The sequence below is a fragment of the Shewanella sp. 492 genome (assembly GCF_059338445.1).
In genome coordinates, this window is sequence record NZ_CM181702.1 from 3402881 (window position 1) to 3419115 (window position 16235).

Here is a 16235-nt window from a genome sequence, read left to right on the forward strand (position 1 = left end):
GGTTAAGTTGCTAGCGATAGCCATTTATCTGACTAATACAGGCCGCTACGTTACAGCTAATAAAGAAACAAGATGGGAGATCACTGGCGCTGCACAGGGCTCGGTGGCTTACGATAGAGCTTAACCAGATAATAAGCGTCAATCAGCACAATAAAGAAGTTCACTAAGGCGACGGGGTAAGCCTCAATGGCCACACCGTAGGCGACAAATAAGGCGGCGCCAATGAGATTCCACCAGCGTAGCTTTTTAATGTTCGCCATCATCAATGAGATGGCGACCACCACAGAGGCTAAGTAGCCAACCCATTCCCATATCGTTGCATTATCCATACGCACTCCATTGAGGTAACAGTCAATATCCTTATTATGGACACCATAAGCGTAAAGCGACAGCCATGATCCCTTGTCCTAGCAACACCTAGGCGAAGCTGGTGTAACCCACAACGGAACGACTACGCCTAAGCATAACAAGATCGGGCTAACGTTTAACCACCGCCGCCGTCATGCGTGAAATACAACAGAGTTCACCGGCGCTGTTATGGATCAGAATTTCCCACACCGAACTGCGTTTGCCCAAATGCACTGGCTTAGTGGTCGCGGTGAGAATCCCATTACGAGAGGCCTTAAGGTGGTTGGCATTGATCTCTTGCCCGACGCAGTAATACTGCTCAAAATCGACGGCAAAATTGGCTGCGTAACTGGCGACGGTTTCGGCTAAGGCGACATTGGCCCCGCCGTGCACTATCCCCAGCGGGTTATGAATTGCGGGGGTCGCAGCCATGGTGGCAATCATGTAGTCATCGCCTATCTCAGTAATGCTAATGCCCATAGTCTGCATCAAGGTGCCTTTGCCATGCATGCCGGCATCTAATTTGGCGCAATCTTCTAGGGTAATGGGTCTAAACCAAATGCTCATCTGATATTCCATTTCAATGATAATAAACGCTAGTCTACTGCGTCATTGCTAAAGTTTAAACCGCTAACCGAGCGGCTTATCATGTAAAAACTGCGCTTATCTCAAATACTTTGGCCTATTAAATAATGAACACCAACGGCAAGCCAGTAATCTCTGGGCACAAAAAAAGGCCTTGTCATAAGGCCTTTTTATGTTTGATAAGCTTAAGTGCTTAGCAGACGTCACTCGCAACTCAGTCTAAGTGACTAACCGCTTCTAGCGTCAGCTTAATCATCTCATTAAGGGTTTCTTGACGCTCTTCAGCGGTCAGGTGCAACCCTTGGCGAATATGATCGGTCACTGTCATCATCGCCAGTGCTTTAGCGCCATATTCGGTCGCAACGCCGTATAGACCCGCCGCTTCCATCTCGACACCTAAGATGCCATATTTTTCCATCAAGTCGTAACGTGACTCATCGCTGCTATAAAACAGATCAGACGAATATAAGTTGCCAACATGATAGTTAGCGCCTTGTTTTTTCGCGGCATCGACGGCAAGGCTCAACAAGTTGAAATCGGCAATCATGGCAAAATCTGTATTGGCAAAACGGCTACGATTGACAGCCGAGTCAGTGCTCGCCCCCATCGCCATGACCACATCCATCAGCTTAATATTGTCGCTGATAGCGCCACAAGAGCCGATACGAATGATATTTTCGACACCATATTCGGTGATCAGCTCTTTGGCATAGATAGAGATAGAAGGAATGCCCATGCCTGAGCCCATCACAGAAATTGGCTTGCCTTGATACTCGCCGGTATAACCCAACATGTTGCGTACATCGGTCACAAGCTTAGGGTTTTCGAGAAAGTTATCGGCAATGTATTTCGCACGTAGCGGATCGCCAGGCATTAATACCGTTTTCGCAAAAGCACCTGCTGGTGCGTTAATATGTGGGGTCATTTGTCTCTCCAATCAAAAAATGGCCTGCCGCGCAGCGGCAAGCACTCTGTTTTATTAACCCGCTAGACTATACAGAAGACCGGCAATCGTGCCGCTCATTAGGTTAGCAAGAGCCGCGGCGATAAGCGCCTTCATGCCCATAGCGCTGATATCGTGACGACGCTCAGGGCATAAGGCTGCCAAGCCACCAATCACCATGGCTAGCGAGCCAATGTTAGCGAAACCACATAGGGCAAAGCTGATAATAATTTGGGTTTTAACTGATAGGTCATCGGCTACTTTCAAGAAGTCGATGTAAGCAACAAACTCATTGATCACCATTTTTTGGCCGATAAATGATGCTGCTTGGATCGCCTCGCTCCAAGGCACCCCCATGATCCAGGCTAAAGGCGATAACACATAACCCAAGATAGCTTGCATGGTAAGATCATCATAACCAAACCAGCCGCCCATACCGCCAATCAAGCCATTGAGCAGCGCAATTAATCCAACAAACGCCATCAATAAGGCTGCAACGTTAAGTACCTGTTGCATCCCCATTGCCGCGCCACCAGCAGCGGCATCAAGCACGTTTGCAGGCTTATCTTCCTGGTCATCCATCACTTTTTTGATGTCGTTGATGGGCGTTTCTGTTTCTGGCCACATCAATTTGGCAAACAATAGGCCAGCAGGCGCCGTCATAAAGGCAGCAGTGAGCACATATTTGACATCAACCCCCATTTGGATATAACCAATCATGGTGCCACCAGCGACAGAAGCAAGGCCACCGGTCATCACAGCAAACAGCTCTGAGCGAGTCATACGCTTCACAAATGGACGCACCATAGAAGGCGCTTCAATGGGGCCGACGAAGATATTGGCGGTAGCCGACAACGACTCGGCGCGACTGCTGCCCAGCAGCTTAGATAAACCACCACCAATGAGGCCAATCACCAACTGCATGATGCCGAGATAGTAGAGCACGGCAATCAGTGAGCTGATAAACACCACAATGCAGAGCACATTAATAACGAAGATAAAGCCCACACCGAATTTGGCCAGATCGCCAAACACAAAGGTTAAGCCTTCGTTACCATAGTTAATCACGTGCATCACGCCATTTGAGGCGCTATCGAGTATGCTTTGACCAATAGGGGCGTACATCACAAACGCGCCAAAAGCGACTTGGAACGCTAGCGCACCCAGTACGGTACGAGGGTTAATGGCACGGCGGTGTTCTGAAAATAATACCGCCAAGCCCATTAAGGCGAGCATCCCCAACAAACTGATGAAAACTTCCATACATTTTTTACCAATAATTTTATTATGTGGTAGCAGTGTATCGAGCTATTTCAGTGTGACAAGCACCCTTCACCATAGAAAAAAACATTATCAAAAATAGGCGGCATTGATAACTAAAGACCGCGAAAAATGCGACCTTTCACCAGCAAACTTAAAACAAGCTGAAAACCAAACCAACACAAAGAAAACAAAAAAAGATCAGGTGAAACTCAAAAACAAACAATTACGCAGCAAGCTACGCTACGTTAACGCGGCTCTACGCCTCAGTAATTAGCGTCAAATGACGATCTAAAAACTCCATTTTGGTAAATTTATTACGTTACTTAGCTGCTTTTTAGACCACACACGACTAACATGCTTAACAGAGTAATAAGCAAGGCAGCAATTATCACTGATCAACACAACTCAAAATAGGCGGCGTTCACCTGCAACCAACGCAATAATTCGACCCGATTACGCGACTGGGTCTTACGAAAAATCGATGAAATATGGGCTTTCACTGTGTGTTCGCTGATAAATAGGTGGGTAGCGATCTCTTTATTGCGGGCTCCGCTGGAGACCAGTTCGATGATGGTGCGTTCACGCCCAGTGAGTTGTTGCAAAACGCTAATCGCCTCTTGCTGTAAAGATGGTTGGCCATGTTGAGGAGGAATAAAACGCCGCAATACTTTTGCCAGTAGCCCCTTGTCATACCACAACTGATGTTGCAGTAATTCATGTAGGCCGCTAAGTTGCACTTCTTGGCTATCGTCGCTAAACAGTAGCCCTTGTACGCCTAGTAACAAGGCCGCTTCGGTATTTATCCTGTTACGATTTACCCGATACAATGCCAGCGGCACATAAGGCAGTAAGCGCGGCACGATAAGAGGGATGCCCTGCTTATCGACCGCCGCACCTTGCTGGGCAATAAAATAGAAACTCTGGCATTGCGGATCCGGTTCAAGCTCATCGACCTGACGTGCAATACGTACTCTTAACCCCAGAGACTGTGCCCAAATGGCCAGCTCGCATGGGCTAGATAACTGATGCCAAAAGACTAGCTCGTCAATGTTGCTCATCAAATCCTCCTTGATTTAAATTGCGCCAATTCATACCGAGCAAACAATCATCTATTGCATGCATCGATGAAGTACAGCGGTTAACCACCACAGTTTTCGCTACCGTTTTCGCTACCTTAGTGCAGCCCCGACCTAATGGCTCACTTCGGCTTAACCTGTGGTTTTAAGCTGTTGCAGCAGGCGATTATGCCAAGATGACAACAGTAACACACTGACTATCGCGCCTAATAGCGCCATCGCCATATCTGACTGGGTATCCCACACATAACCCTGAGTTCCAAGGAAGGCTTCGGCGTTTTCACCCGACAAGACCGCCACCCACCATTCGATAAGCTCATAAAATGCCGATAAGGCCAACGCAAAACAGCAGACTAAGAAGCCACACCAAGCCCCGGGCTTTAATACTTGATTACGCAGCAACACTTCTCTGGCCAACAAGGCAGGAATAAACCCTTGGGCAAAATGGCCGACTTTGTCATAATTATTGCGTTCACTTCCCATCAACTCGGCAACCCAGTCGAACAGCGGAACTTCGGCATAAGTGTAATGGCCGCCCACCATTAAAATCACCGCATGGATCAGAATCAAACAGTAAGCCAATGATGTTAATGGGAAGCGCTTACGCGTAAAATACAATACCGGCAGCGCGATCAGTGCTGGCAACACTTCTAAAAACCAGGTAAAGGTATCTTTGGGCTCAATCGCCGACCAGATGAAGACGGCGAAAAAAATCGTGAGCCAGATAATACTTTTATGCAAAATTGGAACTCCTTAGATGATATTGTTTTAATATCGAAATAATGACTTTAGCCATCTAGCCCTCCACACTGATTAAAAATAGTGCTATTTTGAGAGAGCTTTAGCTGTCAACAATCAAATAATTACCAAATATATAGCAACAACCGATAAAGAGGGTACTCAAATCATGGCGAAACACTCGCTAGACAAGGATAAAATTAAGATCCTACTGTTGGAAGGCGTCCATCAATCTGCGGTAGATGTGTTCAAACGCGCCGGCTACAGCAACATTGAATACCATAAGGCATCATTAGGAGAAGAGGAGTTATTGGCCTCGATTAAAGATGCGCATTTCGTCGGTATTCGCTCCCGTACCCAACTGACCGAAACCGTACTGAAGCACGCTGATAAATTAGTCAGCATTGGTTGCTTCTGTATCGGAACCAATCAAGTTGATCTCGCCACGGCCGAAAAACTGGGGATCCCGGTTTTTAACGCGCCTTTCTCTAACACGCGCAGCGTCGCGGAGTTGGTACTGGGTGAGATCATCATGCTATTACGTGGCATTCCACAGCGTAATGCGATTGCCCACCGTGGCGGCTGGCTTAAAAGCGCCGCGGGCAGCTATGAAGCCCGTGGTAAAACCTTAGGCGTTATCGGCTACGGCCACATTGGTACTCAGCTGGGCATTTTGGCCGAGACCTTAGGTATGCGCGTGGTATTCTTCGATATCGAAGATAAATTGCCACTGGGTAATGCACAGCAAATCCACTCACTTGAGCAGCTATTAGCGCTGGCCGATGTAGTGAGCCTGCATGTGCCAGAAACCCCACAGACCAAAGATATGATCGCCGAAGCAGAGCTTGCTTGTATGCGCCAAGGCAGCATATTGATCAACGCCTCGCGCGGCACGGTTGTCGATATTGATGCCCTAGCTCAAGCAATTCGTAGCGAGCGCCTTGCGGGAGCGGCTATCGACGTGTTCCCGGTTGAACCTAAATCGAATGATGATGAGTTTATCAGCCCACTGCGCGGTTTAGACAATGTGTTGTTAACCCCACACGTTGGCGGTAGCACCCAAGAAGCGCAAGAGAATATCGGCATCGAAGTGGCTGGCAAACTGGCCAAGTACTCTGATAACGGTTCAACCATGACCGCAGTTAACTTCCCTGAAGTATCGCTGGCTCAGCACAAAGATGCATCACGTCTGCTGCACATTCACCATAACCGTCCTGGTATCTTAATCAAGATTAACCAAGCTTTTGCAGAAAAAGGCATCAACATCGCCGCCCAATACCTGCAAACCACGGCTGAAATTGGTTACGTGGTAATGGAAGTGAACTCAGATCAAGCCGACGAAGCCCTCGAAGAGATGAAGGCAATTGAAGGCACCATCAGAGCACGCTTACTGCACTGATAGCCTTGAGTAACGCACTTAAATGAATAAAGCCCTATGATCAACATCATGGGGCTTTATTGTTTGCTGTAAGTTTCGCTTAACCACCTTTGCGCCAACGATGATTAACGGTACAATCGTGGCTCTTATTCGTTTATTTCTTGGACTATCTCATGACAGTGTCAACTTCTCAGCCAACCTGGCCTTTAAACGGACAATCCCCAGAGCTGTTTTTTTCGCATCTTAATCACCTAGGCTTAATTGCCGTTACGGGTGAGCAAGGCCGCAGCTTTATCCACGGCCAAGTCACCACAGATATTAGCTCGCTGGGCGCTGAACAATGGCGCTGGGGAGCTCACTGCGATCCAAAAGGTAAGATGCTGGCCAGCTTCAGAACCTTCACCATGGGTGATACCTTGATCATGATGATGCCTCGCGATACCTTGGCATTGGATCTGCCGCAACTGCAAAAATATGCGGTTTTTAGTAAGGCGGAGCTGAGTGATGCTAGTGCAGACTGGCTACTGCTTGGTGTCAGCGGCGAGCAAGCCACTGACTGGTTAAGCCAGCAATTTGGCGCGTTAAATAGCGAACTGACCCCAATCGATAATGGCGTGATTTTACATGATGCAGGCCGTCATATTGTCGTGCTAAAGCAGAGCGTAGCCGACACATTGCTAAGCCAGTTGCCGCAAGCCGTGTATGATGCCAGTGCATGGCAAGCGCTCGAAATCGCCGCGGGTTACCCCAACCTTGGCGCCGCACATCAAGGGCAATTTGTGCCACAAATGTGTAATCTGCAGGCCATCGACGGCATCAGCTTTAATAAAGGCTGTTACATGGGGCAAGAAACCATCGCCCGCATGAAATACCGTGGCGGTAATAAGCGTGCCTTGTATATTGTCAGTGGCACGGTATCTAGCCCATTAACGGCCGATAGCCAGCTTGAAATCGCCCTTGAAGATGCGCTTTATCGCCGCGCCGGCACCATTATTGAGTGGGTACAACGCGGCCAAGAGGTGCTAATGACGGCGGTATTGGCTAACGATACCCAGCTCGATGCCAAGTTACGTATCGCAGGCGATGAAGCCTCACAACTGATCTTGCAAGCACTTCCTTATTCGCTAGAAGAAGCCGAATAATTGCGAATGTCACTCAGTATAAAGATCAAAAAGGCGCATTAAGCGCCTTTTTTGTATCGGTTAAATCCAAGCGCTCTCTGCCGCTGGCCTTAAAGCTCCCACTCTCGCCACTGTGGAGCCATGGGCATTAGCCCATAACACAACATAGTGAATATCAACGCCCAAATGATAAAGCGCCGCCTTAGTGTTAGCTCTGTCACATTCGGTGCAAAAAGTTGGGCGAGAGTAATACGCCTCTACTACAATCCGCGGCCATGATGACAGTGACAGCCCTTGACGACTCACTCTCATTTAACCTCAGTGAGTGGAGTCTGTACATCATGCGTATCAGTGATATTAAGGCCGTTGCCGCAGCACTTAGCTTATGGACAGCATCAGTCTCTGCCGATACGCCGCTATCATTAGCCACCTTGAGTATGCCGCCGCTTGAATACCAAGAGGACGGTGTGGTTAAAGGGATCGCTAGCGACATAGTTAACACAGTCTTTGCCCGCATGGGGATCACCACCGACACCCAGCTCTACCCGTTTGCACGCGCCATGAAAATGGTCGAGCAGCAAAAAGTCGATGCCATTTTTTCTATCGTCAGTACACCGCAACGACAAACCCTGCTGACCTTTAGTGGCGAAAGTCTTATCGACGATGTGACGAGCTTATTTGTGAGGCATGATGCCGACATTGAGTTTAATGGCGACCTCAGCAGCCTCACTCACTACCGTTTTGGCGTACTGCGCGCTGCGCACTATGGCAAACGCTGGCAACAAGCCCTACACAGCGGTGTGATTACCAAGGTCGAGCGGGTGTCCGATCAGCGGCAAAATATCTTAAAACTCACCCATCATCGCATCGATATTATCATCGGGCCGCGGCTGTCGATATTGCATGAGCTTAATGTGTTGGGATTACAGCAGCAGGTGAAGATACTGCCTGTGCCAATAGAGGTGGTACCAACCTATCTCGCCTTTGCCAAAGGCAGAGTGCCATTGGCGATTCAATTGCAATTTACTGAGCAGCTGCGTCAACTCAAACAAGAAGACCAGTACCAGCGGATCATCGATAGCTATATCATAACTGCCCCAGCGCGCTAACCCCATCAGCACCTCGCATCGCCCATTAGATGCGCCATTCAATGCTCGCTCTCAAGCCAATGACTCAATTGACGCCAGAGTAAAAAATCCGTTGTGAAAGCTTCATTCAATGGCACTATAGACGGCCGATGGCATATCAAGGAGCGAACGTGTTAACAGACCCATTATTTTGGCTCGTTGCGATACCCGCCGTATTAATGACCGGCATCTCAAAATCTGGCTTTGCCGGCGGCGCGGGCGGACTGACGGTGCCGTTAATGGCCTTGGTAGTGAGCCCAGTGGCGGCCACGGCGGTGATGCTGCCACTGTTAATCTATATGGATATTTTGAGCGTTCGTTCGTGGTGGGGTAAACATAATGCTCGGCAGCTATCCATTTTACTGCCCGCGGCTATTGTCGGCATTGTCGTTGGCTATCTGCTGTTTGACCATTTAAACGAGCAATACCTGCGCCGTATTTTAGGCGGTATATCGCTGGGGTTTGGGCTGTATGGCTTGCTGCTCAGCGGCCGTTTTGCGCATAAACCGTCTGCCTTTATTGGTCGAATCTGTGGCACCATCGCCGGCTTTACCAGCTTTGTCGCCCACGCTGGCGGGCCACCGTTAAACGCCTATCTGCTGCCGCAGCGCTTAGTGAAAAACCAATACCTCGCCACGGCGGTAATGTTTTTTGCCGTGGTCAATGGGGTCAAGTTAATCCCTTATAGCCTGCTTGGACAAATCAACTTAACGAATTTGTGGGTGTCTATGCTGCTAGCTCCTATTGCTTGGCTAGGGGTGAAATTGGGATTACGCCTGCAACACAAGATCAGTGAACACCTATTTAAACAGATCATTTTAACCTTGATGGTGTTAGTCGGTGTGCGCCTGCTGTGGAGCACCTTGTAGGGCTAACCCACGGTGAACATCAGCATAGGCAAGTTAACGGCCCAACCCACGCATTAACGCAGAGGTTAATCGCCCAATAGATCCCGCAGTTGCTGCTCGGCAAGCTCAACGGCGCTCATTGGCTTATCTTCAGGCTTATCTTTAAGTTGCTCTTTAGGACGATCTTCTGACTTAGTGGGGATGGTCAACTCATCATTTAACAGCGCATCCAGTTGTGCCTGCGCCCGCGCCTTGGCGTTATCACTATCACTCTGGGCTGCACTTTGCTCAGCGGCGCAGGCCGTTATCGGCTTAAAATAATCGCAAAAATTGGCCCGCTCACGATCCGACAACCACTCGGCGCGCTCCTCACTGCACTCGCCTCGGCCGGCATCGCGAAAGAACACGCACATCTTACACACGTGCTGATCGGCATGACACGCCAAACACTCTTCACGCCGCGACATAGGTAGAATCACCGCCGTTAACGGCTGCTTGCATCGCCAACAGATAAATTGCTCAGACATGGTTACACCTTACTCATGCTACAGATTGAAAACATCACCCACTGCCAGCATAGAATCGACGCCGCAGCATTGCAACCTAAGCCTTAGGCTCCTTGCCCTATTCCACTATGCCTGCCGATATGTGATAAAATTAGCGCCTGTTTATTTTTACACTTACACAAAGGCAGCAGCATGAACCCAATTATTGCCATTTTAAAAGAACACAATGTTAGTGACGAAAAGATCAATGAGCTGTTTCAGACCTTGACCGAAAACCCACTCATGGCGATGGGCACCATAGGTCAGCTAGGTATCGCCCCCGAAAAGCTACAGCAGTTGATGGCGCTGGTGATGCAAAATCCCGCCTTGATCAAAGAAGCCGTAGACGAGCTAGGGCTCGACTTCACTAAAGTTGAAGCGGCCAAAGCCCAGCTACAACAATAAGTCATTATCGGTTGCGCTTAACACTCAGCTTAAGCGCCAATGATGCCAAAAGGCTGCCTAGTTAGGCAGCCTTTGTTGTATAAATCAAAGTAACATCACTTGCAGCGCGCTAGCGAAGCAAGCCTATTTATCCTATTACTTAGCCCCGGGCTCGGCAAAACGAGTCATCCAGTCTTGTACTTGGTTGTACCAATAGATGGAGTTATTGGGTTTCATGATCCAGTGATTCTCATCGGGAAAATAGATCATCCGCGACTCAACGCCGCGGGTCTGCAGCGTTCTAAACAACTCGAAACCTTGCCCCACGGGTACGCGGTAATCGAGCTGACCATGGATAACCAAGGTGGGAGTGTTAAAGTTGGCTGCGCCATAATGAGGTGAAATCGCCTTGTATAGTTCTGGGTTATCCCAGTAATTGCCAAAACGAGGACTATGTACCGCAAAATCTGCCGCCAATTGCGAATACATGTTGTACACCGCGGCGTGGATTAACAAGGCCTTAAATGGATGCTCTTGCCCCAAAATAATCGACGTTAAATAACCGCCATAACTGGCGCCACCCGCCACTAACCGCTCATCATCTATCCACGGCTGCTGCTTAAACCACTCGGTTGCCTTGAGCACATCTTCGAGTGATTTGTTTTTCCAATCGGGATTAATACTGTCGGCAAAGTCTTGCCCAAAGCTGCTAGAGCCGTGGAAGTTAGGCCACGCGGTAACATAGCCCCAAGAGGCGAAGGTTTGCGCATTCCAGCGGTAATGAAAGCCATCAGAAATCGCATTATGAGGCCCACCATGAATTAACATCATCAGTGGATATTTTTTACTGCGATCAAACCCAGGTGGGTAATGCACCCACATCTGAATATCTTGATTATCATAGCCTTTATAAGTCACTGACTCATAGGTGCCCATATCGACATCGGCTAAGATGTCATCATTGAAATGATCCAGTCGGGTGCGGTGACCATTTTTAGGGTTGATGCTGACCAACTGCGCCGGAAACAGGAAGCTGTCGTTGGCCGCAACTAAGGTGCCGTCATTGGCAATCGCAGGCTGGCTAAAATTGGTGGCATCGGTAATGGCGTTAACCTTGCCATTGCTGGCATTGATGTAAAAAATGCGCCGCGTCGCCGCATCATCGATGGCAGCATAAAACCCTTTACTGTTTGGCGTCCAGACAAAGCGCGCCACCGAGCGATCCCAGTTCTCGGCTAACACTTTTTCCTTGCGCTGCTTAAGATCCAGCAAGATCAGCTTGGCAGTATCGGCATAAAACCCATTAATAGACTGGCGAGTAAACGCGAGCGTTTTGCCATCTGGGCTGAAGGTTGGATTGGTGTCGGGCGCTTGATTAGTAGCGGTAATATTGTCAGCTTTACCACTGCCAATTTTCGCGAGGAAAATATCGGTTTTAGGATCAACTTGGTTGTCCCAGCCATTGGCGTTAAAGGCTATCCAAGCTTCACTCACGTCAATATCGTAACTCGCCGCGCTTTGTGAGGAGCGTGGTAGTTGCTTATTTAACGGTTGAGTCACCGCCTCGACGCTACCGCCCTTGACGGCTATCCGAAAAACATGTGCCTCGCGGTCTTCATCAATCCAATGATCGAAGCTGGAATAGGGCAGCGCATTCCATTGCTGTGCAGAGACTTTATTCTCTTTATCTGCGGTTAATTGCTCAGCCATCTCTTGCCAGTTTTTACCGGGAAACACTGAGCTAATAAAGTAAAGGTGTTCGCCGACCCATTTAAGGCCATACACTCCCGTCGGCACCTCGGTCAAGCGCTGGGCTTCACCTGGGCCATCGAGTGGCAGCAAGTAGACTTGGCCTGCTTCATCTTTATCACGCTGACTGATGAAGGCGAGCGTGCTGCTGTCAGGCGAAAATACCGGCTCACTCACGCGCAGCCCTTTAGCCGTAATGGCACGCTGACTTTTACCGTCTTGATTAAACAACCACAGCTGAGTTGAGCCCTTATCTTCGGGCACATCGTACTGGGTCACTGGCGCAATAATGTATTGGCCATTTGGTGAAATCGTCGGGTTACCGATGCGGCTCAGTTGCCACAACACATCGACCGACAGGGGTTTGCTGGGCTCAGCAAACGCACTTACCACCGGCATCAAGATGCACAGTAGTAACATGGTGATTTTTTTCACGCATTATCTCCTTCAATTTGTTTTAATTTTATTGCTTGCGATCGATAACAAGATAGCAAAAATCACAAGCTTTTATCATTATGCTTATCACCTTGCATGATCGGGCTTAACGCTTAAGCCAAGCTTAAACGACCAACGTCGCCATTGAGAGGGGATAACGGCAACATGGCAGCCACGAGAACGAGGGCAAGGAAATCGCCAAAAACAATAACGCCCTAGCAAACATGCTAAGGCGTTATGCGATTAGGCGATCAACAACGCGCCGCCCCTGATATAACCTAAGCGGCCTTCCCCCTATGGGCCGACGCTCATCTGTTGATAATTAAAACGACCGTTATCTAGTGGCAGTTGTAACTCCTGCTTGGCAGAGAAATTCAGCTGGTTTAAGTCCACCTGCTTAATCGTGCTGTCATGCATGGTTTTATAAAACAGTAAGCCATTACTTTGATCGATTACCGAAGTCCACTGGGTGGCACTGGGTAAGTCTGGGATATGTGCAGGATCGTTAAACTCGCTACCAATTGGAATATCGAAGTTATTCAAAATATGAAAAGCCTGCGACACCGCGTGCTCGGCGCTGTTTAATCTGGGCACGCTATTAACGTAAAACGCCGCACGCACAAACCGCGATGGTGGAGAGACATCCCCAGGTAACCCCACAAAATTGGAGCCCACCCCAAAAGATTGCGCCGTGACATCATTAATTTTTTGCGCCGGGCTGCTACCAGGATGAAGGTTGATATAATTATTAAGATTAGTCACCTGCCAAGGATAATCGGGCGAGTTCGTCAGCACCTTAGCGATGTTTTTATGAATATTGATTTTGCCGTGATCCATGATTTCAATCACTATGCTATTGCCCTGCTTATCGGATACTCGCCAATGCGCGGTGGGAGATGGGTTGCCTTGCTCATCAAAATAGACGGTCACTATTTTTATATTAGCCAATGCCGCCTCGACCTCGGCCACGGTCTCAAATTGACTCAACATCCAGCGCACAAAATCCATGTCGGTGATGTTGTTTGCTGTCTGCTTGGGATCGAACTTGGCTAGTGAGCCATAATTTGGAAAATAGAATAATCCGGCCGCTAAGCCTTTTTCATTAACTCCTTCAGCGATAAAGCGGTCATCACTGACCGATATGCCCGCAAAGCCATATTGGCTCTGCCAACTTAAGCCCGTTGTTTGATTAGGCATCGTCGAGGTATAAAGGTGATTGCGCGGCGATACAATAAGCTTACTATTGAGATCGCTTTCGCCCCATTCGATGGTGCGAGCCTGTATGTGCTCATTGTTTGCGGTGGATAAGGTGATGCCCGTACACGCCCCCGCCTGATAACTCCATAGGGCGCTTAGCACTAAAGCAACTAATGATTTGTTCATAATGTGATCCCGTCAATTTGTTAAGCCAAAGATAAATTCCCTCAATCAAGCCCCATCGCGAGCCCACCTATGACGATGCCAATAAGCGCCAAAGCCGCTGCTCATGCAGCCTTAGCATAGCCCAAGACAAAAAAAGAGCCACTAGGCTCTTTAATTTACACGTGGTGACTAATGAACTCGGTCAATAAACCCCTTGTGCCTTCATGGCATCAGCCACTTTAACAAAACCAGCAACATTGGCGCCCAGTTCATAGTTAATATGGTCATCTTCACGACCGTAGCGCTCACAGGTATCGTGAATAGCGTACATAATGTCACACAGACGCATTTCGACCTCTTCACGGGTCCAACTCAATCGCAGCGCGTTTTGGCTCATCTCTAAGCCCGAGGTGGCAACCCCTCCCGCATTGGCCGCCTTGCCGGGAGCAAATAACACTTTGGCGTCGTGCAGCAAGGCGATGGCTTCAGCGGTGCTCGGCATATTGGCTCCTTCGGCCACCAGTTGCACACCGTTATCGATTAACAGTTGGGCATGCTCTGCGTTGAGTTCGTTTTGCGTTGCACAAGGCAGTGCGATCTCCGCAGCAAACTTCCATGGGCTGCCGCCAGTGACATATTCTAGCTCCATCTCATGGGCGTAATCTGCCAGCCGACCACGGCGCTGGTTTTTAACGTCCATCAACTTGGCGAGTTTCTCTGGGGTAAAACCATCGGGATCGACAACTACGCCACCGGAGTCAGACGCAGTGATCACCTTAGCCCCCATCTCCATTGCCTTTTCAATGGCGTACTGCGCCACGTTACCCGAGCCCGATACCAACACGGTTTTGCCTTCGAGTGTGGTCCCTTTGACTCTAAGCATGGCTTCGACAAAGTAAAGTAGGCCGTAACCCGTGGCCTCGGGACGGATAAGGCTGCCACCAAAAGACAACCCTTTGCCAGTAAACACACACTCTGCACTATTGGTCAGCTTTTTCATCATGCCGTTCATATAGCCCACTTCACGTGCACCGACGCCAATATCACCAGCGGGGACATCTGTGTCTGCCCCCAAGTAACGATGTAACTCAAGCATTAATGCCTGACAAAAACGCATGACTTCGGCTTCACTCTTGCCTTTGGGGTCAAAGTCGCTACCGCCCTTCCCCCCCCCCATGGGCAATGTAGTGAGGGCGTTTTTGAAGGTTTGCTCAAAAGCCAAAAACTTAAGCACTGACGGAGTGACAGAGGGATGAAAACGCATGCCGCCTTTAAAAGGGCCAATAGCCGAGCTGTGCTGCACCCTATAGGCACGGTTAATCTGTACCTTGCCTTGATCATCGACCCACGCAACCCGAAACTGGATCACCCGCTCGGGCTCAACCAAACGCTCTACAATTCCGGCATCTAAATATTCTGGGTGCGCCGCCAAAAAAGGCCAGATGGAGGTTAACACCTCTGTTACCGCCTGCAAAAACTCAGGTTGATTAGGGTTACGCTCGGCAACGGTTGACAGAAAATGTTCAAGAGTGATGTCAGCGCTCATTTTGGTGCTCCAAGGTACACAAAAAATTAAGATTGCAACGGCTTGGAATACCAACCCAAACCTACAGATTGTAGTGGCTAATATTTATAACAGGAATTGATGGTTAATAAATACAACACACTACTTATCCTGCGACTTTCCTCAAAAAAGTCGCACGCTCTGTCGCTTTACTAATAATTCTTCAATTAACTCCTGATAAAAATGATAAATCGCTAATCACCTCTACTTAATTAGCACTTTATTATCGCATCCACTGCATTAATTCGTTCGCGCTAACCACCCCAAATTGTCTTTTGACCAAGTTGCCCGAAGCATCAAACAGCAACAACTCAGCCGGGCCTGCGCGATGTTTGGCGATCAGTTGCTCGCCCTCTGGGGTTCCCGTTCTAGCCAAAAGAAACAATACGTTATCACCAAGATGAGCACGCGCTTCATTCATCTGCTCAGTCTGGCTATTGCTCGATGCAAGATTGGGATCATAGACAAACACCAATGCTGGCTTGCCTGTGCCTATCTGCTCATGGGTCGTCTTAAACCCTTTAGGCATAATAGTTAACAACAGCCAAAGCAGTGCCACGATAGAGGCGATAACCCCAATGACAACCCAAGGCTTACGGCTAGTCGATGGTAAATTCTGTGTATCCATGCTGGTCATGTCCTCTGTAAACGGTCAAATAGATAATTGAGCCATTAAGTGTAATCACACAACCTGAGGTGGAGATTAAAAGTGTGCAGGCCTGGCAACCTCGCCCCCTTAAAAACAATAAAGCCCCGCTACCGTGAAGTT

At 48.8% G+C, this 16235-nt stretch carries 16 protein-coding genes; 5 read left to right on the plus strand and 11 right to left on the minus strand.

Annotated features, from left to right (window positions below):
* Window positions 1-80: 80 nt before the first annotated feature.
* The 6 genes from AC5YBX_RS14970 to AC5YBX_RS14995 all read right to left on the minus strand — a co-directional run bounded on the left by AC5YBX_RS14970 (window position 81) and on the right by AC5YBX_RS14995 (window position 4956).
* The gene (locus tag AC5YBX_RS14970; RefSeq protein WP_494520851.1) at window positions 81-329 is read right to left on the minus strand and encodes a YgjV family protein; all 249 of its coding nucleotides are present in this window, start codon (window positions 327-329) and stop codon (window positions 81-83) included.
* Window positions 330-477: 148 nt separating this feature from the next.
* On the minus strand, window positions 478-915 hold the full coding sequence (locus AC5YBX_RS14975) for a PaaI family thioesterase (RefSeq protein ID WP_494520850.1): 438 nt from the start codon (window positions 913-915) through the stop codon (window positions 478-480).
* 232 nt (window positions 916-1147) lie between these two features.
* On the minus strand, window positions 1148-1858 hold the full coding sequence (gene deoD, locus AC5YBX_RS14980; protein WP_494520849.1) for a purine-nucleoside phosphorylase: 711 nt from the start codon (window positions 1856-1858) through the stop codon (window positions 1148-1150).
* Window positions 1859-1912: 54 nt separating this feature from the next.
* Window positions 1913-3139 (minus strand): NupC/NupG family nucleoside CNT transporter, encoded by a 1227-nt coding sequence (locus tag AC5YBX_RS14985; RefSeq protein WP_494520848.1) that lies wholly within the window; start codon window positions 3137-3139, stop codon window positions 1913-1915.
* A gap of 395 nt (window positions 3140-3534) precedes the next feature.
* Window positions 3535-4197 (minus strand): helix-turn-helix transcriptional regulator, encoded by a 663-nt coding sequence (locus tag AC5YBX_RS14990; protein ID WP_494520847.1) that lies wholly within the window; start codon window positions 4195-4197, stop codon window positions 3535-3537.
* A 150-nt stretch (window positions 4198-4347) separates the two neighbouring features.
* Window positions 4348-4956 (minus strand): DUF2238 domain-containing protein, encoded by a 609-nt coding sequence (locus tag AC5YBX_RS14995; RefSeq protein ID WP_494523952.1) that lies wholly within the window; start codon window positions 4954-4956, stop codon window positions 4348-4350.
* 166 nt (window positions 4957-5122) lie between these two features.
* Here AC5YBX_RS14995 and serA point away from each other — a divergent pair, with 166 nt between their 5' ends.
* The 4 genes from serA to AC5YBX_RS15015 all read left to right on the plus strand — a co-directional run bounded on the left by serA (window position 5123) and on the right by AC5YBX_RS15015 (window position 9448).
* Window positions 5123-6352: a phosphoglycerate dehydrogenase gene (gene serA, locus AC5YBX_RS15000; protein WP_475514929.1), complete on the plus strand. Its 1230-nt coding sequence runs from the start codon at window positions 5123-5125 to the stop codon at window positions 6350-6352.
* A gap of 152 nt (window positions 6353-6504) precedes the next feature.
* On the plus strand, window positions 6505-7473 hold the full coding sequence (gene ygfZ, locus AC5YBX_RS15005) for a tRNA-modifying protein YgfZ (protein WP_494523953.1): 969 nt from the start codon (window positions 6505-6507) through the stop codon (window positions 7471-7473).
* A 254-nt stretch (window positions 7474-7727) separates the two neighbouring features.
* On the plus strand, window positions 7728-8561 hold the full coding sequence (locus tag AC5YBX_RS15010) for a substrate-binding periplasmic protein (protein ID WP_494523954.1): 834 nt from the start codon (window positions 7728-7730) through the stop codon (window positions 8559-8561).
* A 149-nt stretch (window positions 8562-8710) separates the two neighbouring features.
* A complete protein-coding gene (locus AC5YBX_RS15015; RefSeq protein ID WP_494520843.1) occupies window positions 8711-9448 on the plus strand; it encodes a sulfite exporter TauE/SafE family protein in 738 nt (245 codons plus the stop codon).
* A 65-nt stretch (window positions 9449-9513) separates the two neighbouring features.
* Here AC5YBX_RS15015 and AC5YBX_RS15020 read toward each other — a convergent pair whose 3' ends face one another.
* Entirely contained in the window at window positions 9514-9954 is a 441-nt protein-coding gene (locus tag AC5YBX_RS15020) for a hypothetical protein (protein WP_494520842.1), read from the minus strand.
* A 171-nt stretch (window positions 9955-10125) separates the two neighbouring features.
* Between AC5YBX_RS15020 and AC5YBX_RS15025 the strand changes: the two genes are divergently transcribed.
* Window positions 10126-10377: a DUF2999 family protein gene (locus AC5YBX_RS15025; RefSeq protein WP_494520841.1), complete on the plus strand. Its 252-nt coding sequence runs from the start codon at window positions 10126-10128 to the stop codon at window positions 10375-10377.
* A gap of 135 nt (window positions 10378-10512) precedes the next feature.
* On the opposite strand, the gene AC5YBX_RS15030 is transcribed toward AC5YBX_RS15025, so the two are convergent.
* The 4 genes from AC5YBX_RS15030 to AC5YBX_RS15045 form a co-directional block, all read right to left on the minus strand.
* Entirely contained in the window at window positions 10513-12540 is a 2028-nt protein-coding gene (locus tag AC5YBX_RS15030) for a S9 family peptidase (RefSeq protein ID WP_494523955.1), read from the minus strand.
* Window positions 12541-12834: 294 nt separating this feature from the next.
* Window positions 12835-13923, minus strand: coding sequence for a linear amide C-N hydrolase (locus AC5YBX_RS15035; RefSeq protein WP_494520839.1), 1089 nt, complete (start codon window positions 13921-13923; stop codon window positions 12835-12837).
* A gap of 181 nt (window positions 13924-14104) precedes the next feature.
* Window positions 14105-15448, minus strand: coding sequence for an NADP-specific glutamate dehydrogenase (gene gdhA, locus AC5YBX_RS15040; RefSeq protein ID WP_494520838.1), 1344 nt, complete (start codon window positions 15446-15448; stop codon window positions 14105-14107).
* A 241-nt stretch (window positions 15449-15689) separates the two neighbouring features.
* Complete coding sequence (locus AC5YBX_RS15045; protein WP_494523956.1) at window positions 15690-16094, minus strand: hypothetical protein; 405 nt, start codon at window positions 16092-16094, stop codon at window positions 15690-15692.
* Window positions 16095-16235 lie beyond the last annotated feature (141 nt).

Excerpts from the sequence above, each read along its gene's own strand:
- AC5YBX_RS14970 (WP_494520851.1), bottom strand. The coding sequence starts at position 329 with ATGGATAATGCAACGATATGGGAATGGGTTGGCTACTTAGCCTCTGTG.
- AC5YBX_RS14975 (WP_494520850.1), bottom strand. The coding sequence starts at position 915 with ATGAGCATTTGGTTTAGACCCATTACCCTAGAAGATTGCGCCAAATTA.
- deoD (WP_494520849.1), bottom strand. The coding sequence starts at position 1,858 with ATGACCCCACATATTAACGCACCAGCAGGTGCTTTTGCGAAAACGGTA.
- AC5YBX_RS14985 (WP_494520848.1), bottom strand. The coding sequence starts at position 3,139 with ATGGAAGTTTTCATCAGTTTGTTGGGGATGCTCGCCTTAATGGGCTTG.
- AC5YBX_RS14990 (WP_494520847.1), bottom strand. The coding sequence starts at position 4,197 with ATGAGCAACATTGACGAGCTAGTCTTTTGGCATCAGTTATCTAGCCCA.
- serA (WP_475514929.1), top strand. The coding sequence starts at position 5,123 with ATGGCGAAACACTCGCTAGACAAGGATAAAATTAAGATCCTACTGTTG.
- ygfZ (WP_494523953.1), top strand. The coding sequence starts at position 6,505 with ATGACAGTGTCAACTTCTCAGCCAACCTGGCCTTTAAACGGACAATCC.
- AC5YBX_RS15010 (WP_494523954.1), top strand. The coding sequence starts at position 7,728 with ATGATGACAGTGACAGCCCTTGACGACTCACTCTCATTTAACCTCAGT.
- AC5YBX_RS15020 (WP_494520842.1), bottom strand. The coding sequence starts at position 9,954 with ATGTCTGAGCAATTTATCTGTTGGCGATGCAAGCAGCCGTTAACGGCG.
- AC5YBX_RS15025 (WP_494520841.1), top strand. The coding sequence starts at position 10,126 with ATGAACCCAATTATTGCCATTTTAAAAGAACACAATGTTAGTGACGAA.
- AC5YBX_RS15035 (WP_494520839.1), bottom strand. The coding sequence starts at position 13,923 with ATGAACAAATCATTAGTTGCTTTAGTGCTAAGCGCCCTATGGAGTTAT.
- gdhA (WP_494520838.1), bottom strand. The coding sequence starts at position 15,448 with ATGAGCGCTGACATCACTCTTGAACATTTTCTGTCAACCGTTGCCGAG.
- AC5YBX_RS15045 (WP_494523956.1), bottom strand. The coding sequence starts at position 16,094 with ATGGATACACAGAATTTACCATCGACTAGCCGTAAGCCTTGGGTTGTC.